We start from the raw sequence: 20,432 nt of genomic DNA on the forward strand, positions 1-20,432 counted from the left end.
CAGGCTCGCTCCCACAGGGGATCAGCGGTGATCCTCCAGGACGCTGACGGTGGCGGTTGTCCCGGCGCGCAAGCGATTCTTGCCGGCATAGTCACCATCAATGCCAATGCGCACCGGCACCCGTTGCGCCAGTTTCACCCAGGTGTAACTCGGGTTGATGTTCGCCAGCAGTCGACTCCCCGGCGCGTTCTCGCGGTCGGCAATGGCGAAGGCGATGCTTTCGACCGTGCCGCCGAAACGCTCACCGCTCATCAACTGAATGCGCACCCGGTCACCCTCCTCAATGCGCGGCAGCTTGGTTTCTTCGAAATAACCGCTGACGTAGAACGAATCGCTGTCGACCAGCGCCAGCAGGGCACCGCCCGCCTGCGCGTAATCACCCTGGCGGGTCAGCAGGTTGGTGACATAACCGCTGACCGGCGATTCGACGCGGGTACGCTGCAAGTCCAGTTCGGCTTGAGTCAGCGCGGCAATCGCCAACTGCACATTGGCTTCGGCCAGCCCAAGGTTGGCCTGATTGCGCAACAGATCCGCCTGCGCCACCGCCACGTCGGTGCTGGATTTCTCCCATTCCTCACCGGAAATCGCAAAGCCCTGCTTCAAGGTACGTCGGCGGCGCTCCTCGCTCTGACGCTGTTTGAGCAACGCTTCACTGGCAACAATCGCGGCCTGCGATTGCCCCAGCGAAGCCTTGGACACTTCCACCGAACGCCGGGCATGTTCGACCGCCAGTTGATAGCGCGCCGGATCGATTTCCAGCAATAACTGACCCTTGTCGACATGCTGGTTGTCCTGCACCGCCAGTTTGACGATACGCCCCGAGACATCCGCCGACAGCGTCACCACATCTGCCCTCACCCGGGCATCCCGAGTCCATGGCGCCCGGGTGTAATACTCCCAGGCGAACCAGCCGAGGACGATCGCCAGGATCACCACTGCCACGGTCATCATTCGTGCAACTAGTGCTTTCAAGACATCAGGCTCCCATCAACAGAATCAGCGTGGCGCAGACACAGGCATACAGCGCGCCTTCGAACAGAGCTTCATGCCAGACCAGGCGCAGTACGCCCAGGCGCCGCAGACACCAGTCCAGCAGCATGAAAATCGGGATGGCCAGTAACAGCGCCTGCGCAATGGGCGGCAGATAGACCCCGCCAATCTCGAAATCAATGAGCAAGTTGCGGTTCTCCTTGCAGAGCTTGAGGTTGCAGATACTCGCCGTGGCGTTCCAGGAACGACACGACGATCAGCAGCGCCACGCGCATACGGAACACTGACCATAAATGTTCATGACTGGCGGCGTGCAACTCGTCCAGCTCTTCACCGAGTTCGTGCAGCGTGTCCAGCAGCGCAGCGAGCTGCACATCGCCGCGTCCGGCAACCAGGCGACCGGTTTTGCGTAACGCCGATGCCAGGCGCTGGCTGAACGCTTCGGTGAGCAACCCATTGTGCAAAGCCTGCTGCCGCAACTGATGCATCGCCACGCCCAAGGCCACGCATGCCAGACTGATTTCGTACAAGCGCTGCATGGTGCGATCGTTCGCCGCGGGCAGTAGGCCGAGCAGGCTGGTCAGGCGATCGGTCATCCGACTCTCGAAGGCGAATTGTTGTTCATCGGTCGCCGGCATTTTGCTCAGTTGATACACCTGCTCCCGCGCTTCGCCGTACAAGCGGCGAATGCGCAAGTCCGGGCGGAACGGAAAGATCAGTGCATAGACGATCAGGGCCAGCATCGCTGCACTTACATAAGCGCCGGCGAATTCGAACCATTGGATCGCCGTATTCTGCCCGGTGCCGGTATTTTGCGGTCCAAGCATGAGAAAGCTGGACAGGCCAAGGCCCATGCCGATCCCCGCGGTGGCCGGACTGGAAATACCCACGGCAATGGCATACAGCAGCGGCGCCAACAGCAAGGCGAGCAGCTCGAAATCACTGATCGCCGGCACCAGCATGAATTGATAGAACGCCGACACCACCAGCGCCAGGCCCAAGCCACGGGCATAGCTTTGCGCGGCCATCAGCGGGCGCGGGAAGGTCGCCATCAGCGAGCAGAGAATCCCCACAAGAATCATCCCGCCACGCGCGCCATCCCACGCCGTTTCGATCCAGATCAAGCCGCTGACCAACAGCGCGGTAAAGGCGCGAATGGCATTCATCGAGGCCAAGGTGAAATCCAGATGCAAAGGACTGCTCTGCCCGCGATAAAGACAACTGGCCGGGCGGCCTTCCTGAATGGCGTCGCTCAGTTCGAGAATCTGCTCCAGTTGCTGCAGCAGCCGCGCCTGCTCCCAACGTAGCGCCCAGGCCAGTGAACGCAGGGTCGCGCTCATGTTCTCGGTCTGCTGCTCAGCCTTGTACGCCAACGCGTCGAACTGTTGCTGCAAAGTGACGAAACGTTGCCGATCGGCACCAGACAGCGCGCGGCCCTGTTGCGCCAACTGCTCAAGCAATGCCAGTTCTTCGGCACGCAGTTGCTGGACCTCCAGCGGCAGATCGCCCTCCCAGCGCTCGATGAGCAACTCACGTTGATGACGCAGCGCGGTCAGTCGCGAAGTGAGCAGCATCAGTTGATTGCCGAGCAGCAATACCAGGTTGTCGGCACTGCGCAGACGTGGGGCATCGAAATACAAATGGCGCCGCAATCCTTCCAGGGCGCTGATCTCACCGAGCAGTTGCATCTGTCGCCGCTGGAAATCGGCTTCGCTTTCTTCCGTGCGAAGCACCTCGGCGGCGTGGCTGGCGGCCAGTCTGATCACCTGATCGACCTTGGCGAAATAACCTTTGGCCACGGCTTCCGGGCGCGCCGTGAGCAAACTGACCACGCAGACGCAGGCCACCGCGAGCAACGTTTCGGTGACACGCGTAACCGCGAGCAGAAACGTGCCGTCCTGATCGGGAATCGCCAGCAAGGCCACGACCACAGCGGTGTAACCGCTGAGCACGAACGCCTGGGAGCTGGTGTAGCGCAACAACGTGCCGCCCGCTGTGCACAGCGCCAGCCACAACGCCAGCGTGGTGATGAACGGCAGTGGCGCCTGAGGAAAAATCGCCATGATGACCACTGCCACGGCCGCGCCCACGGTGGTGCCGATCACCTGGCCGAAACTGCGTGCCAGCGCCATCCCTGCCAATGGCTGGCTGACAATGACCACCGCCATGATCGACCACTTCGGCTGTTCAAGATCGAAGATGAACGCCAGATACAGGGTCAACAGCCCGGCGGCAATGGTCCGCAGGGCAAACAGCAAAACAGCCTGACCGGGATGGATCAAAGCCTTGAAATAGGTGAACAGCGCTGACATGGGCACACTCTTTAAAACGACTTCTGCAAGCGTAGACATTGCCACAAAAGCCCGACGGATTTCACAGTCGACACGTGTCGTAGGACGATTCGCTGGCAAGGGTTTGACTCATGCGCCAAGCTGACCGAAGCTTGCCGCTCTGCTCAAGTTCGAAGCTTTCGGAAACCCGCATGACTCAGTCCCGCCGCAACCTGCTGATCGGCCTAGGCCTCGTACTGATCCTCGGCGTCGTCTGGCTGTCCTGGCGCAGCAGCACACCGACCATCCCCGACGCTATCAAACATGGCTACAGCGAAGCGCTGAACGCTGCACGCACCGGTGAACCCGGAGCAGCGCGCCAGTTGTACCAGCAATTGGGCCGCCCTGACATCTCGGTCAAGCGCCGGGTCTGGCTGCATGCCGAGCTGGCTAATTATCCCAGCCCGCAGGCGCTGAAACTGGCTGACATCGACTTGCACCACGAAGCGCCGCAAGTTCGCGTCGCAGCGATCAAAAGCATCGTCGGTCTGGTGCCCAACGGGCAGCGCAGTCTGCTGCTCGGACCGTTGCTCGACGATGAAGAACAAACTGTCCGTTTTGCCGCGATCATCGCCCTGCTCGGCCTGAGCCCGGATGAGTTGGGTTTGTATTTTGCACCGCTACAGCAGGCCATTGACGGCTGGCAGCAGACCCTCGAGAGCCAGCCAGAAAGCGCTGCCAACCATGCGCAATTGGCACGCTTGTATATTCACAACGCCGAATACAAACAGGCCCGAGAGGCGCTGGACAATACGTTGCGCCTGGAACCCGGCAACCTGCCGGCGCTGGTCATGCAGATTGATGTTCTCGACCGCCAGGGCCAGAGCGATGCTGCCCGCCAGTTGCTCGCGCAACAGCTCAAGGCGCAACCTGATTCAGCCTATCTGCAACATGCCCTCGGCCTGTGGCTGCTGCACCACGGCCAGCGTGAATATGCCCTGCTCGGCCTGTCCAAGGCGGTCGAGCTCGAACCGGACAACAAGGATTATCGCTACGACCTCGCCACTACCCTGCACAGCGCTGAAGAACTGGAAGCGGCGCAGAAACAATTGCAGGAAATCGTCCAGCGCCACCCAGCGGATCGCAAGGCGCGGGTGTTGCTGATCAACTATTGGAAGGAAAGCGGCCAGTTGCAGAATGTACAGATTCTGCTGGCGCAACTGGAACAGCTGAATCCGGACGACCCAGCCCTGCAACAAGGTCTTTAATCAAGGTAAAGCGGGTGCAATCAACCGCCTGTCGAAAGAAAAAGCGGAACCGTGATCATGCCCTGAGGTCAAGTTATTCAGGCGGCTCACCTAAACCAGCCGCCGGATTACCCTAGTCATAAGAGGGCGTTTTTTGACTACATCAAACGAGTTGATCAGTGCGAAAGCTGCCGTCGGCATCGCGGGTCTGGATGACATCCTCGCCGGTGGCCTGTCTCGCGGCCATGTGTTTTTGCTCGAGGGGGAACCCGGGACCGGCAAAACCACCGTGGCTCTGCACTTCCTGCGCGCCGGTGCGCTGGCCGGGGAACGCTGCCTGTACATCACTCTCTCGGAGACCGAGAAAGAACTGCGTCAAGGTGCACTCTCCCATGGCTGGGAGCTGAACGAGAACATCAAGATCTTCGAACTGACGCCGCCAGAAAGCCTGCTGAACGCCGAGCATCAGCAAAGCCTGCTGTACTCTTCGGACCTTGAGCTGGGTGAGGCGACCAAGCAGATTTTTGAAGTGGTCGAACGCTTCAAGCCGACCCGCGTCGTGCTCGACAGCCTCTCGGAAATCCGCCTGCTGGCGCAGAGCTCCTTGCGCTATCGTCGGCAGATTCTGGCGATCAAGCACTACTTTGTGCGTTATGACGCCACGGTCCTGCTGCTCGACGACCTGACCACCGAATCCCTCGACAAAACCGTACACAGTGTCGCCCACGGCGTGATTCGACTTGAGGAACTGACACCGAGCTACGGTGCCGAGCGTCGTCGGGTGCGCGTGGTCAAGTATCGCGGGCAGAAATACCGTGGCGGTTTCCACGATTTCACCATCATGGGTGACGGCGTCCACGTCTTCCCACGCCTGGTGGCCGCGGAGCATCGCGGCGACTACGCACGACTGCAGTTGTCCAGCGGCATCCCGCAAATGGACGCGCTGCTAGGCGGCGGTATCGAGACCGGTTCCAGCACGCTGATTCTTGGCCCGGCCGGTACCGGCAAATCGCTGATTTCGATGATCTTCGCGGCCGCTGCGGTGGCTCGAGGCGAAAAAGCCGCACTGTTCATCTTCGATGAAGAGCTGGGCTTGCTGTTCGAGCGCATGCGCCACATCGGTATCGACCTCAAAGCCTTGCAGGCGACCGGCAATCTGCTGATCGAACAGGTCGACGCCGCCGAACTGTCACCCGGGGAGTTGTCCCATCGCGTGCGCCGTTGCGTCGACGAGCGCGACATCAAGACCGTGGTTATCGACAGCATCAACGGCTACCAGGCAGCGATGCCGGAAGAGAACGCGTTGGTCCTGCACATGCATGAGCTGCTGCTGTACCTCAACCGCAAAGGCGCGGCGACCTTCATGACAGTGGCTCAGCACGGTCTGGTCGGCGATATGCAGGCGCCGGTCGATATCACTTACTTGGCCGACACGGTGATTCTGTTGCGTTACTTCGAGGCTCTCGGCAAAGTCCGGCGGGCCATTTCGATCATCAAGAAACGCACCGGCAACCATGAATCGACCATCCGTGAATACCGGATTTCTTCGCGCGGCATGACCATCGGCCAACCGCTCGAATCCTTCCAGGGCGTGCTGCGGGGCGTGCCGACCTACATGGGCACGGGTAATCCGCTGCTCGAGGATGAAAGCTTGTGACGGTCAACCCTACGCTGGCCGAACGGGTCTTGATTCTGGCGCCCATGGGGCGCGACAGTCAGATCGCGTTGATGATTCTCAACGAAGCCGGTTACGGCGGCATGGTGGCGCCGAATCTCGGCGCGCTGTGCACCGAACTGGAGGTCGGTGCCGGGCTGCTGCTGATTGCTGTTGAAGCATTGCGCGGTCCGGAACTGGAAGCGCTTATTGCCTACCTCGACCAACAGCCGGCGTGGTCGGACATGCCCATTGTGCTGCTGACCCACCACGGCGGCGAAGAACAGGGGCCGCCGTCACGCCTCAGTGCACTGCTGGGCAACGTGACTTTTCTCGAGCGTCCTTTCCATCCGGCGACGCTGGTCAGCCTGGTTTCTGCCGCCCTGCGCGGGCGGCGACGACAATATGAAGCGCGCGATCGGCTGATCGACCTGAGTGAAAGCGAGCGACGCCTGCAATCGACCCTGGAAACCCTTGAGCAGCAAGTCGAAGAGCGCACCGCCCAACTTCGTCACAACGAAGAAGCGCTGCGCCAATCGCAGAAAATGGAAGCGGTCGGCCAACTCACCGGTGGCATCGCTCACGACTTCAACAACATGCTTACCGGCATCATCGGTAGCCTGGAACTGCTGCGCCGGCGTCTGGCCAGAGGACGGACCGAGGATCTCGACAGCCTGATCGACCTCGGCGTGACTTCCGCCAACCGCGCCGCCGGCCTGACTCACCGCTTGCTGGCGTTCTCTCGCCGCCAGTCCCTCGACCCGAAAGCCGTGCAAATGAATATGCTGGTGCTGTCGATGGGCGAACTGCTGCAACGCAGCCTCAATGAAAGCATTCATCTGGAGATGCGCCTGGATGACGACCTCTGGGTTGCCGAAGCGGATCCCAATCAACTGGAAAGTGCCCTGCTCAACCTGGTTATCAACGCCCGCGATGCCATGCCCGAGGGCGGCAAACTGGTGGTGGAAACCAGCAATCAGGTGCTGCATAGCGATTTCACTGCGGCCTACAGCAATCTGGAGCCGGGCGATTACGTGATGCTCAGCGTCACCGACAACGGCAGCGGCATGCCGCAGAGTGTGGTCAGCCGTGCCTTCGATCCGTTTTTCACCACCAAGCCGATCGGCCAAGGCACCGGGCTGGGCCTGTCGATGATCTATGGCTTCAGCAAGCAATCTCGCGGGCATGTCTCGATCGACAGTGAAGTCGACCAAGGGACCACGGTAAAACTTTACCTGCCGCGTTTCCGTGGTGAAGAAATGGAAATTCCCGTCTCGGATTCGCAGCAGGCTCCGTACGCGAAGGATGGCGAAACCGTGCTCATCGTCGAAGACGACCCGGCAGTGCGCGTGCTGGTCAGCGCCGTGCTCAGTGAGTTGGGTTATGCCTTCGTGGAAGCCAGTGATGCGGACGGCGCCATGCCAATCCTCAACTCAACGCAGCGCATCGATCTGCTGATTAGCGACGTCGGTCTGCCCGGCATGAACGGTCGGCAATTGGCGGAGGTCGGTCGGCAATACCGACCAGGTCTGAAAGTGTTGTTCATCACCGGCTATGCCGAGCACGCGGCGGTGCGCGGAGGCTTCCTCGACTCGGGGATGCAAATGATCACCAAGCCCTTCACTTTTGATCTGCTCACCGCCAAGGTGCGCGAGATGATCAACAGCTGAAACAACGGACGCCGTCTAGACGGCGCCCGTTGTTTTAATCAGGCCAGCAATTCCTGAATCTTTTCCTGCAGCACATCCAGATCGAAAGGCTTTTCCAGAATCGGTGCCTTGTTGGTGATCGGGCTGCCGGTCTCACGGATTTCCTGCGGGTAGCCGCTGATGAAAATCACTTTGAGGTCCGGTCGCAACTTCACTGCCGGCTCGGCGATCTGCACGCCGGAGATACCGCCCGGCAGGCGGAAATCGGTGATCAGCATGTCCAGGTGAGGTTTGCTGGCGAGGATCTCGAAAGCCTGCTCGCCATTTTCCGCTTGCAACACGCGATAGCCCTGTCCTGACAGGTAATCCGTCAGGACCATCAAGATAACCGGTTCGTCTTCGACGACGAGTACTACATCTTGCGCATCTACGCTCATGGGAAGCCTTTGTTCGGTCAATAGCTGCTGATACGACCGTGTGGTCACTCAGAGGTTGCGTCGGATATGCCGTTTTCCTGGATCGGCAGACAAACGCGAAACAGGGCGCCTTCGTTGATTTCACTCTCGACGACGATGGAGCCGCCATGGGCGGCGACGATCTGCTCGGAAATGAACAGACCCAGCCCGAGCCCGGCCACCACCGTCTTGGCGGACACCCGTTCGAACTGCTGAAAAATACGCTTTTGGTTCTCGGCGGTGATACCAATGCCGTGGTCCTGGACTTCGACCCGCGCCTCGTCCCCTTCGCGATAAACGCGCACTTGAATCGGGCTGCGACCACCATAACGCAAGGCGTTGGTCAGCAGATTGGACACCACTTGCTCGATGCGGAATTCGTCCCAGCAACCTTCGACCGGCTCGGACGCTTCGAAGGAAACACTGGTCTCTGCCGCTTCCATTTGCGGGGCAAAGTTCTGCAGCAGATTGCTGACCAGCTGCACCAGATCGAAACGACTGGGGCGGATCGACAGTTTGCCGGTGCGGATTCGCGAGACATCGAGCATGTCCTCGATCAGGCGAATCAGGCTTTTGATCTGGCGCTCATCGCGATCGACCATCGCCTGCATCTTGTCGAGGGTGAACGCCGAGGCATTGTCCCGGGCCAGGTGCATCTTGCGCAGTTGGGTTTCGAGAATCAGGCCATTGAGTGGCGTGCGCACTTCGTGAGCGACGATGGACATGAAGTCATCACGCATGCGCACCGCCTGCTGCAGCTCAAGCTGCGTGTTTTGCAGCTGTTGCAGCAACGCTTCCTGCTCGCGTCGGGCCTGCTCCAGCGCCTCGACCTGCTGCTTCATGGCCTTGCTCTGGCGATACAGATCGACGAAAACGTTGACCTTGCTTTTCACCGCATGAATGTCCAGCGGCTTGTGCAGGAAGTCCACCGCACCGCTTTCATAGCCTTTGAACGCATAGTTCAGTTCACGGCCGGCGGCGCTGACGAAAATGATCGGAATGTTCTTGGTTTTCTCGGTGCCGCGCATCAGCTCAGCGAGCTCGAAGCCGTTCATGCCGGGCATCTGCACGTCGAGAATGGCCATGGCGAATTCGTGTTGCAGCAACAGCGACAGTGCTTCGTCCGCCGACAGAGCCTTGTAGACCGTGCGATCCTCGCGCTTGATCAGCGCTTCCAGCGCCAGCAGGTTTTCTGGCAGATCGTCGACGATCAACAGTTTGGCTTGGATATTACTCAGCATGCGATTCGTTCCAGCTCGACTAGCAGACGGCCGATGCCGTGAATGGGTAGGACATGATCCGGCTGCACAACGTTCAGTGCGGCCTGGGGCATGGTGGCGACTTGTGCATCCTCGGGGTCTTGAACAATGGTCAGGCCGCCGCAGCGCTTGACGTAAGCCAACCCGCGCGCGCCATCCTGATTGGCGCCGGTCAGCAGTACGGCGGCGAGTGTCTCCCCGTAAACGTCAGCGGCGGATTCAAACAGATAATCAATAGACGGCCGCGAATGATGTACGCGATCTTCAAGGCTCAGCGACAGGCTACGATCCGCTTCGACCGACAAGTGATAACCGGGCGTGGCGAAATACACCGTGCCGGCTTCAATGTCCTGCTTGTCTTCAGCTTCCTTGACCGGCATCGCCACACGGCGGGAGAAAACTTCCGCCAGATGACTGCGGCGTTCTTCCGGCAGATGCAGAACGATGATGATCGGCAGCACATAGCCTTTGCGCAACGGCCCGAGCAGGGTCAGCAACGCCTCGACACCGCCTGCGGAGGCGCCGATCACGACAGCCTCGATGCGAGGCAGGCTCGGGGTGTCGGTCATGATTTGCGGTAGATCCGTTCTTGTTTGACCAACGCCTCGAACTGGTTCGAGTAGTTGGAAAAATCCAGGGTTTCCTTGCTGCCCAGCACCAGAAAGCCACGATGCGACAGCGATTCATGGAACAGCCCGAACGCCCGGTCCTGCAGCTTCTTGTTGAAGTAGATCAGTACGTTGCGGCAGGAGATCAACTGGGTTTCGGAGAACACGCTGTCGGTGGCCAGACTGTGATCGGCGAACGTCACGTTCTCGCACAGGCTCTTGTCGAAAATCGCGTAGCCGTAGGCGGCCGTGTAGTAGTCGGCAAACGAACGCTGGCCCCCTGCCTGTTGATAGTTGGCGGTGTAGGCGCGGACGTTTTCCATGGAAAAAATCCCCTGCTTGGCCTTTTCCAGCGAGCGCGGGTTGATATCGGTGGCGTAGATGATCGTGCGGTCAAGCAGGCCTTCTTCGCGCAGCAGAATAGCCATCGAGTAGACCTCCTCGCCCGTGCTGCAGCCGGCAATCCAGATTTTCAGCGACGGATAGGTGCGCAGCAGCGGCACCACTTCGTTGCGGATCGCCAGGAAGTGCGACGGATCGCGGAACATCTCGCTGACCGGGATCGTCAGCAGTTGCAGCAGCTGCATGAACGCGGTCGGGTCGTGCAGGACTTTTTCTTGCAGGGCCGAGATGGTCGCGCACTCGAACTGACTCAGCGCATGCTGCACCCGGCGCTTGATCGAAGCGCCGGAGTAGTCGCGAAAGTCATAGCTGTATTTCAGGTAAATCGCCTCGATCAACAAGCGTAATTCGATTTCGCTGTTGCGCTCGGCTGAACTGCTGCGTTCCACTAGATGCGTTCCATTTTCGGTAACCACACACGTATCAGCGAGAACAGACGATCAAGGTCGATGGGCTTGGCCAGGTAATCGTTGGCGCCCGCCTGCAGGCAGCGCTCCTGATCGTCCTTCATGGCCTTGGCCGTTACCGCGATGATCGGCAGCTTGCGCCAGCGCGGATCCTTGCGGATTTCCATGGTGGCTTCGAAGCCATCCATTTCCGGCATCATCACGTCCATCAGCACCAGGTCGATGTCCTCGACTTCATGAAGTTTCTCAATCGCTTCGCGGCCGTTACGGCCGATCACCACGACTGCGCCTTTGTGTTCCAGCGCGCTGGTCAGGGCAAAGATGTTGCGCACATCGTCGTCCACCAGCAGCACTTTGCGACCTTCAAAGACTTTGTCGCGGCTGCGCGCGGTCTTGAGCATCTTCTGCCGTTCATGGGACAGCTGCGATTCCACTTTGTGCAGAAAGAGTGTGACCTCGTCGAGCAACCGCTCCGGGGAGCGTGCGCCCTTGATGATGATCGAGCGCGAATACTTGCGCAGCTCGGCTTCTTCGTCGCGTGTCAGGTTGCGTCCGGTGTAGACAATGACCGGCGGGAATGAGCAGATGTCCTCGGTGGACATGCGCTTGAGCAGATCGTTGCCGAGCATGTCCGGCAGCTTGAGATCGATGACCATGCAGTCGTAGATGGTCGTGCGCAGTAGCTCCAGGGCGTCCTGAGCCAGGCCGACGGCGGTGATTTCGATGTCTTCGTCGCCGATCAGCCGCGCGATGCTTTCGCGTTGCAGATCGTCGTCTTCGACCAACAGCACGCGCTTGACCTTCTGCGTCAGTTTGGCTTCGAGACGAGCGAAGACGTCCTTGAGCTCTTCGCGGGTGGTCGGCTTCACTGCGTAGCCGATGGCGCCCATGTGCATCGCCGCTTCGACGCGGTCTTCTACGGAAATCACGTGCACCGGAATGTGCCGGGTTTCGGCGCGTTCTTTCAGGCGTTGCAGCACGGTCAGACCGGAGTGATCCGGCAGGCGCATGTCGAGCAGGATCGCATCCGGGACGAATTCGCGGGCCAGGTCGTAACCTTCGTCGGCGCCGTGGGCAACCAGGCACATGTAACCCAACTCATGGGCCAGGTCATAGAGGATTCGTGCGAAATTCGGTTCGTCTTCCACCACCAGAATGCAGCGGGTGGCAAACGGTGCCTTGTCGCGATCATCGGCGAAGCGCGGAATGACCGCCGGAATCGCCGATGCCAGCGGCGTTGCAACGGCGACCGGAGCAGGCGCTGAAGGTGCCGGGTGAAAGGTCAGCGGCGCGGCCGGCGAGTCACCGAACTCGTGATACTGACGCGGCAACACCAGCGTGAACGTACTGCCCTGCCCCGGTACGCTTTCTACACTGATCGAACCGCCCAGCAACGTCGCCAGATCCCGCGAGATCGACAGGCCCAGACCGGTGCCGCCGTATTTGCGATTGGTGGTGCCATCCGCCTGACGGAACGCCTCGAAGATACTTTCCTGCTGATCCGCAGCGATACCGATCCCGGAATCCCTGACGCTGAAAGCGATGTGATCGTTCGGCTGCGCGGTGATGGTCAGGCTGACGGCGCCGTGCTCGGTGAACTTGATCGCATTGGACAGCAGGTTCTTGATCACCTGCTCCAGACGTTGACGGTCAGTGAACAGCAAGCCCGGTGCGTCCGGCTGAACCTCGACGCTGAAGGCCAGTTTCTTGTCCGCCGCCAACGGTTCGAACATCGAGCGCAAGCCGTCGACCAGACGATCGACACGGGTGTTTTCAGCGATCACTTCAAGCTTGCCGGCCTCGACTTTGGAAATGTCGAGGATGTCGTTGATCAGGTTGAGCAGATCGTTGCCGGCCGAATAGATCGATTCGGCGAACTTGACCTGTTCCGCCGACAGATTCTGCTGCGGGTTTTCCGCCAGCAGTTTGGCCAGAATCAGCGAACTGTTCAGCGGCGTGCGCAGTTCGTGGGACATGTTGGCGAGGAATTCGGACTTGTACTTGCTCGAACGTTGCAGTTCTTCGGCGCGCTCTTCGAGTTGGATCTGCGCCTGATTCAGCTCGGTATTTTTCTTGTCCATGGCATCGCGCTGTTCGGCGAGCTGCTCGTTGGTCTGCTCCAGCTCCACTTGCTGGGTTTCCAGATGCGCCTGGGATTCCTTGAGAATCCGCGACTGTTCTTCCAGCTCTTCGTTAGCGGTCTTCAGCTCTTCCTGCTGCACTTGCAGTTCTTCGTTGAGCTGCTGGGTTTCGGCGAGCACTTCCTGCAGACGCTGACGGTAACGCGCCGCCTCGATCGAGGTGCCGATATTGCCGGCAATCAGCTCCAGCAGTTCGATGTCGCGCTCGGACAGCGGACGCAGGAAACCCAGCTCGATCACACCGTTGACCCGGTCGTCATCGCTGGTCGGCACCACCAGCACGCTGTGCGGCAGCCCTGCACCGAGACCGGAGCTGACTTTGAAATAGTCGCCCGGGACCGAATCGAGGCGGATCAAGCGTGCTTGTTCGGCGACCTGGCCGACGATGCCCTCGCCACTGTAGATCGTCTGGTTTTGCTCTTCCTGTTCGCGGGAGAAGCCATAGGTTGCGACGCGCTTGAGGCCACCGTGCTCTTCGCGCACATAGAGGGCGGCGACGGCGGTGCCGAGGTATTGCGCGCAGAATTGCAGAATGTTGCGTCCCAGCAGATTGAGCGTCAGTTGCCCCAGCACCTGCTCGGCCAGTTGTGTCTGGCCGTTGCGCAGCCACGCCTGCTTCTCCAGGCGTTCGGCGCTGGCCAGCTGTGCGGCGAGGTTGGCGCTGTAGTTGGTCGACAGGTTGAGCAAGTCGCGGCGGCCGATGTAGGCCAGCAAACCGCTGATACCGACGATGAAGACCAGATAAAGGGTGATGCTCCAGATGGTGGTGCGTCGCACATCCTCGTTGCGCGTGGCGCGCAGCACTTGCTCGGTCTCGATGACGTCTTCGAATTGCTTGCGAATTTCGTCGGTCAGGCGCTTGCCCCGTCCGGCCTTGACCGCCCCGCGATAGTCACCGCTGCTGCGCTGCAGATCGATCATCGATTGCGCATAGTTGGCCCATTCCACCTGCAACGCTTGCAGGCGGCGCAGACGATCGGTCTGTACCGGATTATCAGCGGTCAGCTCCAGCAACGTATTGAGAGCGACCTCGATACGCGGCTTGGCGATTTCATAGGGGTCGAGGAAGTGCTCGTCACCGCTGAGCAGATAGCCGCGCATGCCGGTTTCCAGATCGACGGTGAGTTTCACCGCCTCATTGGCGTTATTGATCACCCGGTCGGTGTGCTCGACCCACTGGATGACCGACAGCAAATAAGTGATCAGCGAGACGAAGAACACGGCGCTGAGAACGCCGACGCCCAGCGGCAGGCTGACGTTGCGACTCAGTAATTTGCGAAACCGTTGTTCATCAACCGAAGACGAAGAGGACATGGGGCGGCCTTGGCGAACTGTTGAAAACCCGAGAGTTTGCCCCAAAACCCTGGTCTGGATCCATTTTTCTCACACAAATGATGGCATTTTCCTACGCACGTCTGCGCATTGGGCGACGCCAACGGTTATCCTTGCCACATCGCACCGAGCTGTTCTTTTTTGTATCAGGTCGGGAACTTGTGGCTATGCGCCACTTACTCATGCAAGAGTCCGGCATTTTCGATCGCCCGGTATCCCCCGATTTCATTTTTGAGAGCCCTGCCATGTCTACCAATGCCTCCACCATCCTTGTCGTAGAAGATGACGACATCGTGCGCATGCTCATCGTCGATGTGCTGGAGGAGCTGGAATTCAAGGTGTTAGAGGCTGATGACGGCAACGCGGCACTCGAGATTCTTGCGGATGCTGAGCAGCCGATCGATTTGATGATGACCGACCACGGCCTGCCTGGCATGGATGGCCGCGAACTTGCTGAAAAGGCGCGAGAACTACGCCCTGCTCTGCCCATCCTGTTTGCCAGCGGTTATGCCGAAACTATCGAAGTGCCCAGCGACATGTATGTAATTGGCAAACCGTTCTCCATCGACAAATTGCGCGACAAAGTAAAATCCATCATTGATCAAAAATCTTAACCAACCTTCATCTGATGATGACACTTCCCCTCGGGACACCAATTCAAGAACAATAACGTTCGTACAACTGAAAAACTCACTCACATAAAGCACGTTGATTAGTATCCATTTAAAAAAGAGGATAAGCCGCACTTACAGACCAACAACAAGCGAACTTCATGAACATCAAACCTGCAAATTTCCTGAGCCAACGCAACTTATCCAGGATTCCTAATTACGCCGACTTTCAGAGCGATCACACGCCCAGCGACAACCGCGAGCGCGAAGAAGTTATTTACAAACTGAAAAAGCGCTCGGCGGGTCTCATCCCATCGCAAACACTATCCCTCGTCGGCGCAACCCTTACTCTCGAGCCTGGATCGTCTCTGGAAGACGCCCTGCTTCCGGGTAGGCAGCTGCTGAAAAAGATGTCCGAACATGCGTCCTTCAAAAAACTGCTGACAACGTTGCAACTATCCGAGCGTGTCATTTTTGAAGTAACAGCTGAAGGCGAAATAAATGCAATAACTTCTAACAACGTTACTGGATTCGCAAACGCTTTCGTACTTGCTGCGGATCTGAAAGAAGACCTGCAAACACTTATTGAAATGGCAGAGCTGACCGGCGGCAAGATTTCCAGCATCGATCAGATTGATGTAGCGCAATGGCTGAAATTCCATGGTTATGTAATTCCGCGCGATGCCGCCGAAACTTTCCGCCTGATGGCATTCATGGCTGCCCCGCCCGATCCGGGCGCGAAGTTCGGTAACTATCGGGAGATGATCAAGGCAAGCGAAGGCAATGCGGCCACGCTTTCAGCGACTCAACTCGGTGAGCTTCGAAAACTGATTGCCAGCTACTTGAAAGGCCAGTCCTTACTGGAACATTTGTCGGAACGTATTCTGAGCGGGCGGCCAACGCCGTTTACACGCTCCGAAGCAGAAAACGTGATAGACCTATTAATCTCCAGTCCGATCGCTGCTCATTGGGCGGACGCCTACGTGCGCGATCTGGACTGGTACGGCGCGCGACCAGATCAACCCCAATCGGCCGCGTCCCGCAGACAATTAATACTGACGTCGCTATTGGTCGATCTCCACCCGCAAGTCGGTGAACAAGAGCCGCGCAACCATGTGGCCGACTTCGATTTATATGCCGCCGAGCATCTGGAACTCTCCTTCGCAGAGGTCCAGACCAGGTTCGAAAATCACCTCATCACGCATCATCGAGTCAGCCGTAAAAACGCCGCGCTTGCAGCTCATCTGTTACTGGCCGAACCCGCACCGGAGTTTCTGGTCAAGGATCTGCCTGAAGAACTGGTACTGGGCACACCGCAATGCGTCGAATACTGCCGAGCCGTGGCAGTGCATGAGATCATCGCGCCAGGCTCGACCCGCTCAATGACTTACGCACAGCTGCAACACCGTTCAACACTGGAACCGGCAACCGAATCACGCAAGCAACTCGACACTCTGGCAGCGGTGGATCCTGTCATCGACTGGGCCGTACTGAATAAGATCCTCTCGCCTGAAGATGTCGAGAAGTCTGTCCCCGAGGCTCTGAAAGTCGCCACGAACGCCTATGTGCAGCATGCCAAAACCCTGGCCGAAAACGCTGAAACATTGACGCGTCCTCTGCCAACGCGCAGAGGCGTTGCACTGGACATCCTCAAGCATGTTGCCAAGGGTTGCACTTATCTTGAAAAAGACGTCCTCAAGCAAGTACGCAACACACCGCTGGAGGACGCGTACAGCACGATGCGCCTGTCACCGGTTGAACTGCACATGTCCAATGATCTTGCGACTGGCGACTGGGACCTGAAAAAAGGCGAAAGTATTTATGAAGCGTTTCCCGGCCTGTTGCGCAATCTGGTTTCTCCCGATGGTGAGTTTCACCGTCAGTTCAACCGAGCGTATGTCACACACACGCAAGCCATGCATACGCATTTGAAACAGGCATTCTCATTCTTGCCACTGCCCGACCGGATCCGTTTGCTCAAAGGCAAAGTAACAATGTTCACGGTCAGACCCTCGGTCGCAAAACTCCAGACCATCACGAATCTGTCCGTTAATCCCATTGCGTCGGTCATTGACTTGATCGTGAAGACAGATGGGCATAAACCCACTGAAAGCCATCAGGAAATAGATGAAGCAAAGGGCCGTTACGGGGTTGTGATTTACTGCGAGTTCGAAGGCCAGGTTTCGTGTTACGAATTACTGACGTTGCAAGGCGTCTGCCGTGAAAACACTGAACTGGCAGCACTTATCCAGCGTGAGAACCTGTTGGAGCCAAAAGTTCGCCGCACCGGGATAAATTACTCAGCGCCGGCCACAGTGCATCAATTACCAACAGACATCGAATGTTATACCCATGGTGTTACGCCCGGCCTCGTCGCTGTCAGTTCGGGAGTGATCGACAGAGTCGGTGAGCTGTCCGCCGCGCCACCGGCGCAGATCAATGGCTACTATCAGAGCTTCTACTCTACGGAATTCGATCGCCTGGTGAATTTCGTGCTCAAGCACAGACCTGTGGCCACTTACGATGAACTCGTCAAAGAGTGTTGGGGACAGACCCGGCTTGAGGCATTGCGGATCAAACGGGACAAGGATCTGGATACATTCCTCAACGTTATCGTGCCGTTCAAATCCTGTATCGAGGATCTGACCTCCGACGATGTAGAACGACAGATTCAGGGAGCCGCAGCGTGCACACTGGAAGCCGCAATGACAATCCTTCTCGTAGTCGCTGCTGTTGCAAAAGTTGCCAGCGTGGTTGCCAAAAGCATGAGCATCGCCACGAAGGCCGGCAAAATTGCGTCTACGGGTGCTGGACTGGTCAACAGTATCTTCAACCCGCTGGATGGGGCTACGGATGTGGTGTTCAAAGGAGCGAAATTATTACGTAAAGGCTGGCAAAGCGGGGTGGCCGCACTCGAAGGCGCCATTCACGACGCCCGCAAATGGACTGCAAAGCCGCCTTACCATGCACTTTCCTCGGTGGTCGATACAGACACTATCCGCTTGGGCACCCGGCAATATGCGCAAAGCTCGAGCGACATATTCCAGGTATGGGGCATCCGCCACACTCATGAATGGTACGCCGTGAACCGCTTGGGTGAGCCGTGGGGACCAAAGTTGAAAAACCTTAAGCTGGTCAACTTCTTTCGTAACCCTCTCAAGCGAGCGAAGCCGTTCAGTTACACGCGTGGCTATCTGAAAAAAGCGATTCCTCACGCCAAGAGCAAAATCGACAACACTATTCAGTTAATCTCCGATGCCGGCAACGAGGAAGTCAGAGCAATCATCCGGCATGTATTCGGTGACAACTCGAATGCGGCAGTTGAGCACATCACCAGCAACTTGCGAAAGATGCGCAGGGATCTTGACTTCCTCAGTCTGGATAACATGATCTTTCGACCGCCGGGTAGCGATACCCTTGCTGCGTTACAGCCTCAAGCTTATAAACGCTGGCAAGCGGCAGTAAGCTCCAATACCAGACTGGACGTCAACACCAGGACTTTCCTGGCCATGTACCCGGATAATCTTGATGAATACTATGCAGCGGCCAAGTACGACGATGCCAGGATCGGCGATGTTCTTGTGCATGAAATATCTCACGGTGCACCCGACACGCTTGATTTCTACTACGGTGAAGTGTTCAAGGGCGCCACTCCGGCAGAGTACAACGCGGTCGGGCTGCTGGATTTCGCAAGAAACCCTCGCAAGGCCCATCCCAAGAATCTGGCCAACCCTCATTACGCCTTTGCCACGTTAAAAGACTTCGAGGACTTTGAGTCGAGCATTGCTAACTGGCCAAAAATCGTGCAAGAACATCCGGCGTTATTGAATGCCGAGTCCTATTCCCTGGCGGTCTCTTTGATCGATCAGTACCAAACCAGCGAGGCCACGTTTCAGTTCAACCTTGCCGCGATCACCCATGCGATCGATAGCACCGCTCCCGGAGAGTTTCTTCAGGGCCCGCTCCTGCTCAATCTGGCCAAACCGGCTTTTTAAACAGGGCTTGAAAATGCAGTGCTGACGAAAGGGGTGCAGATAACCATCACTGTGGTTTAATTGCGCCCTTTTTTTGCCGACTCGGCTGATATTCAGGATTGCCGTCATGACACTGCCCTCCACCACCAAAGTCCTGGTCATCGGCTACGTCTGGCCCGAACCACGCTCGTCTGCAGCCAGCGGCCACGTCATGCAGATTCTCGAAACGTTCCTCGAGCAAGGCTGGGACATCACCTTCAGCAGCCCGGCCGGCCCCGGAGAGCATAAGGCGGACCTCAGCGCGCTGGGCATTCGCGAAGTGCCGATCGAACTCAACAACAGCAGTTTCGATACGTTCATCAGCGCGCTGGCGCCGGATATCGTGCTGTTCGATCAGTTCATGATGGAAGAGCAGTTTGGCTGGCGTGTGGAAAAACACTGTCCTGCCGCTCTGCGTGTACTCGAAACATCTGATCTGCAGAGCTTGCGCCATGCGCGCCATCAAAGGCTGAAGGACCGCTTGAAGGTCAACCAGGATCAGGACGACTTCACTGATCTTTTCGCGCCAGGGTTGCGCGAGGAATTTGAGCTGATGGCTGACACCGATCTGGCCAAACGAGAGATTGCAGCGCTGTATCGGTGCGACCTGAACCTGATCATTTCTCCCACGGAAATCAAGCTGTTGGTCGAGCAGTTCGGTCTGTCGCCGGAGTTGCTGCACTGGTGCCCGCTGATGGTTGATCGACCAGGCCTCGAGCCGTCTGGATACACGGAGCGCGAGCATTTCCTCAGCATAGGCAATTTTCGTCATGCGCCAAACTGGGATGCCGTGCTGTGGTTGAAGACCACAATCTGGCCGTTGATCAGGGCGCAACTTCCGGCGGCGCAGTTACACGTCTACGGCGCGTACACCCCGCCGAAAGCCTCGGCGCTGCATAACGCGGCGCAAGGCTTTCACATCATGAACCGTGCCGAGGATGCCTTGCAGGTGATGTCAGCGGCGCGAGTCTGTCTGGCACCGTTGCGGTTTGGTGCCGGTATCAAAGGCAAACTGATTGATGCGATGTTGTGTGGCACGCCGAGCGTGACCACGCCCGTCGGCACCGAGGGCATGCATGACAATCATCCATGGCCGGGCGCCGTGGTGAGCACTGCGCATCAGTTCGCCGAGCAAGCGGTGCAGCTGTATAACGATCAGCTTCGGTGGCAGCAGGCACAACAATGGAGCCTGGAACTACTTGAGCAGCGTTATCAGCGAACAACTCACGCCGCTGCGCTCATAGAACGAATCCATGCCTGCCGACAACTTTTGCCGCAACTTAGAAAAAACAACTTCACAGGTTCAATGCTGCGTCATCACACGCTTAAGAGCACGCAATACATGGCGCAATGGATCGAAGAAAAGAAACGCGACAAATAATAGAAACAATGAA

14 protein-coding genes are annotated in these 20,432 nt (G+C 58.0%); 6 read left to right on the forward strand and 8 right to left on the reverse strand.

Going from position 1 to position 20,432, the window contains the following annotated elements; genetic code table 11:
• Nucleotides 1–21: 21 nt before the first annotated feature.
• Genes ACZ0AZ_RS23400 through ACZ0AZ_RS23410 form a run of 3 tightly spaced genes read right to left on the reverse strand, consistent with a single transcriptional unit; the run spans nt 22 to nt 3,302 of the window.
• Nucleotides 22–951 carry a biotin/lipoyl-binding protein gene (locus ACZ0AZ_RS23400; protein ID WP_463538808.1) on the reverse strand — a complete coding sequence of 310 codons (930 nt, stop codon included), beginning with the start codon at nt 949–951 and terminating at the stop codon, nt 22–24.
• 25 nt (nt 952–976) lie between these two features.
• On the reverse strand, nt 977–1,177 hold the full coding sequence (locus tag ACZ0AZ_RS23405) for a DUF1656 domain-containing protein (protein WP_039761556.1): 201 nt from the start codon (nt 1,175–1,177) through the stop codon (nt 977–979).
• Nucleotides 1,167–3,302, reverse strand: a complete 2,136-nt coding sequence (locus tag ACZ0AZ_RS23410) for an FUSC family protein (RefSeq protein ID WP_129999396.1) — start codon at nt 3,300–3,302, stop codon at nt 1,167–1,169. Before ACZ0AZ_RS23410 ends, ACZ0AZ_RS23405 begins: the two co-directional genes overlap by 11 nt.
• A 170-nt stretch (nt 3,303–3,472) precedes the next feature.
• Here ACZ0AZ_RS23410 and ACZ0AZ_RS23415 point away from each other — a divergent pair, with 170 nt between their 5' ends.
• The 3 genes from ACZ0AZ_RS23415 (at nt 3,473) to ACZ0AZ_RS23425 (ending at nt 7,831) form a co-directional block, all read left to right on the forward strand.
• On the forward strand, nt 3,473–4,528 hold the full coding sequence (locus tag ACZ0AZ_RS23415) for a HEAT repeat domain-containing protein (protein WP_463538258.1): 1,056 nt from the start codon (nt 3,473–3,475) through the stop codon (nt 4,526–4,528).
• Nucleotides 4,529–4,661: 133 nt separating this feature from the next.
• Nucleotides 4,662–6,164, forward strand: a complete 1,503-nt coding sequence (locus ACZ0AZ_RS23420) for an ATPase domain-containing protein (protein WP_129999397.1) — start codon at nt 4,662–4,664, stop codon at nt 6,162–6,164.
• The gene (locus ACZ0AZ_RS23425) at nt 6,161–7,831 is read left to right on the forward strand and encodes an ATP-binding protein (protein WP_129999398.1); all 1,671 of its coding nucleotides are present in this window, start codon (nt 6,161–6,163) and stop codon (nt 7,829–7,831) included. The genes ACZ0AZ_RS23420 and ACZ0AZ_RS23425 overlap by 4 nt, the downstream gene beginning before the upstream one ends.
• Nucleotides 7,832–7,869: 38 nt before the next feature.
• On the opposite strand, the gene ACZ0AZ_RS23430 is transcribed toward ACZ0AZ_RS23425, so the two are convergent.
• The 5 genes from ACZ0AZ_RS23430 to ACZ0AZ_RS23450 are packed head-to-tail and all read right to left on the reverse strand — an operon-like array spanning nt 7,870 to nt 14,396.
• Nucleotides 7,870–8,247 (reverse strand): response regulator, encoded by a 378-nt coding sequence (locus ACZ0AZ_RS23430; protein WP_039761562.1) that lies wholly within the window; start codon nt 8,245–8,247, stop codon nt 7,870–7,872.
• 44 nt (nt 8,248–8,291) lie between these two features.
• Nucleotides 8,292–9,506 carry a hybrid sensor histidine kinase/response regulator gene (locus tag ACZ0AZ_RS23435; RefSeq protein WP_463538259.1) on the reverse strand — a complete coding sequence of 405 codons (1,215 nt, stop codon included), beginning with the start codon at nt 9,504–9,506 and terminating at the stop codon, nt 8,292–8,294.
• Nucleotides 9,500–10,093, reverse strand: a complete 594-nt coding sequence (locus ACZ0AZ_RS23440; protein ID WP_129999400.1) for a chemotaxis protein CheB — start codon at nt 10,091–10,093, stop codon at nt 9,500–9,502. Before ACZ0AZ_RS23440 ends, ACZ0AZ_RS23435 begins: the two co-directional genes overlap by 7 nt.
• Nucleotides 10,090–10,923: a CheR family methyltransferase gene (locus ACZ0AZ_RS23445; RefSeq protein ID WP_016774863.1), complete on the reverse strand. Its 834-nt coding sequence runs from the start codon at nt 10,921–10,923 to the stop codon at nt 10,090–10,092. Before ACZ0AZ_RS23445 ends, ACZ0AZ_RS23440 begins: the two co-directional genes overlap by 4 nt.
• Nucleotides 10,923–14,396 carry a response regulator gene (locus ACZ0AZ_RS23450; protein ID WP_039761566.1) on the reverse strand — a complete coding sequence of 1,158 codons (3,474 nt, stop codon included), beginning with the start codon at nt 14,394–14,396 and terminating at the stop codon, nt 10,923–10,925. Before ACZ0AZ_RS23450 ends, ACZ0AZ_RS23445 begins: the two co-directional genes overlap by 1 nt.
• Nucleotides 14,397–14,659: 263 nt before the next feature.
• Between ACZ0AZ_RS23450 and ACZ0AZ_RS23455 the strand changes: the two genes are divergently transcribed.
• The 3 genes from ACZ0AZ_RS23455 (at nt 14,660) to ACZ0AZ_RS23465 (ending at nt 20,419) form a co-directional block, all read left to right on the forward strand.
• Nucleotides 14,660–15,028, forward strand: a complete 369-nt coding sequence (locus tag ACZ0AZ_RS23455) for a response regulator (protein WP_039761584.1) — start codon at nt 14,660–14,662, stop codon at nt 15,026–15,028.
• Between the two features lie 158 nt (nt 15,029–15,186).
• On the forward strand, nt 15,187–19,020 hold the full coding sequence (locus tag ACZ0AZ_RS23460) for a M35 family metalloendopeptidase (RefSeq protein ID WP_463538260.1): 3,834 nt from the start codon (nt 15,187–15,189) through the stop codon (nt 19,018–19,020).
• Nucleotides 19,021–19,126: 106 nt separating this feature from the next.
• Complete coding sequence (locus tag ACZ0AZ_RS23465; protein ID WP_415762372.1) at nt 19,127–20,419, forward strand: glycosyltransferase; 1,293 nt, start codon at nt 19,127–19,129, stop codon at nt 20,417–20,419.
• Nucleotides 20,420–20,432: the final 13 nt, after the last annotated feature.

The sequence above is a fragment of the Pseudomonas sp. AC239 genome, from assembly GCF_979258545.1.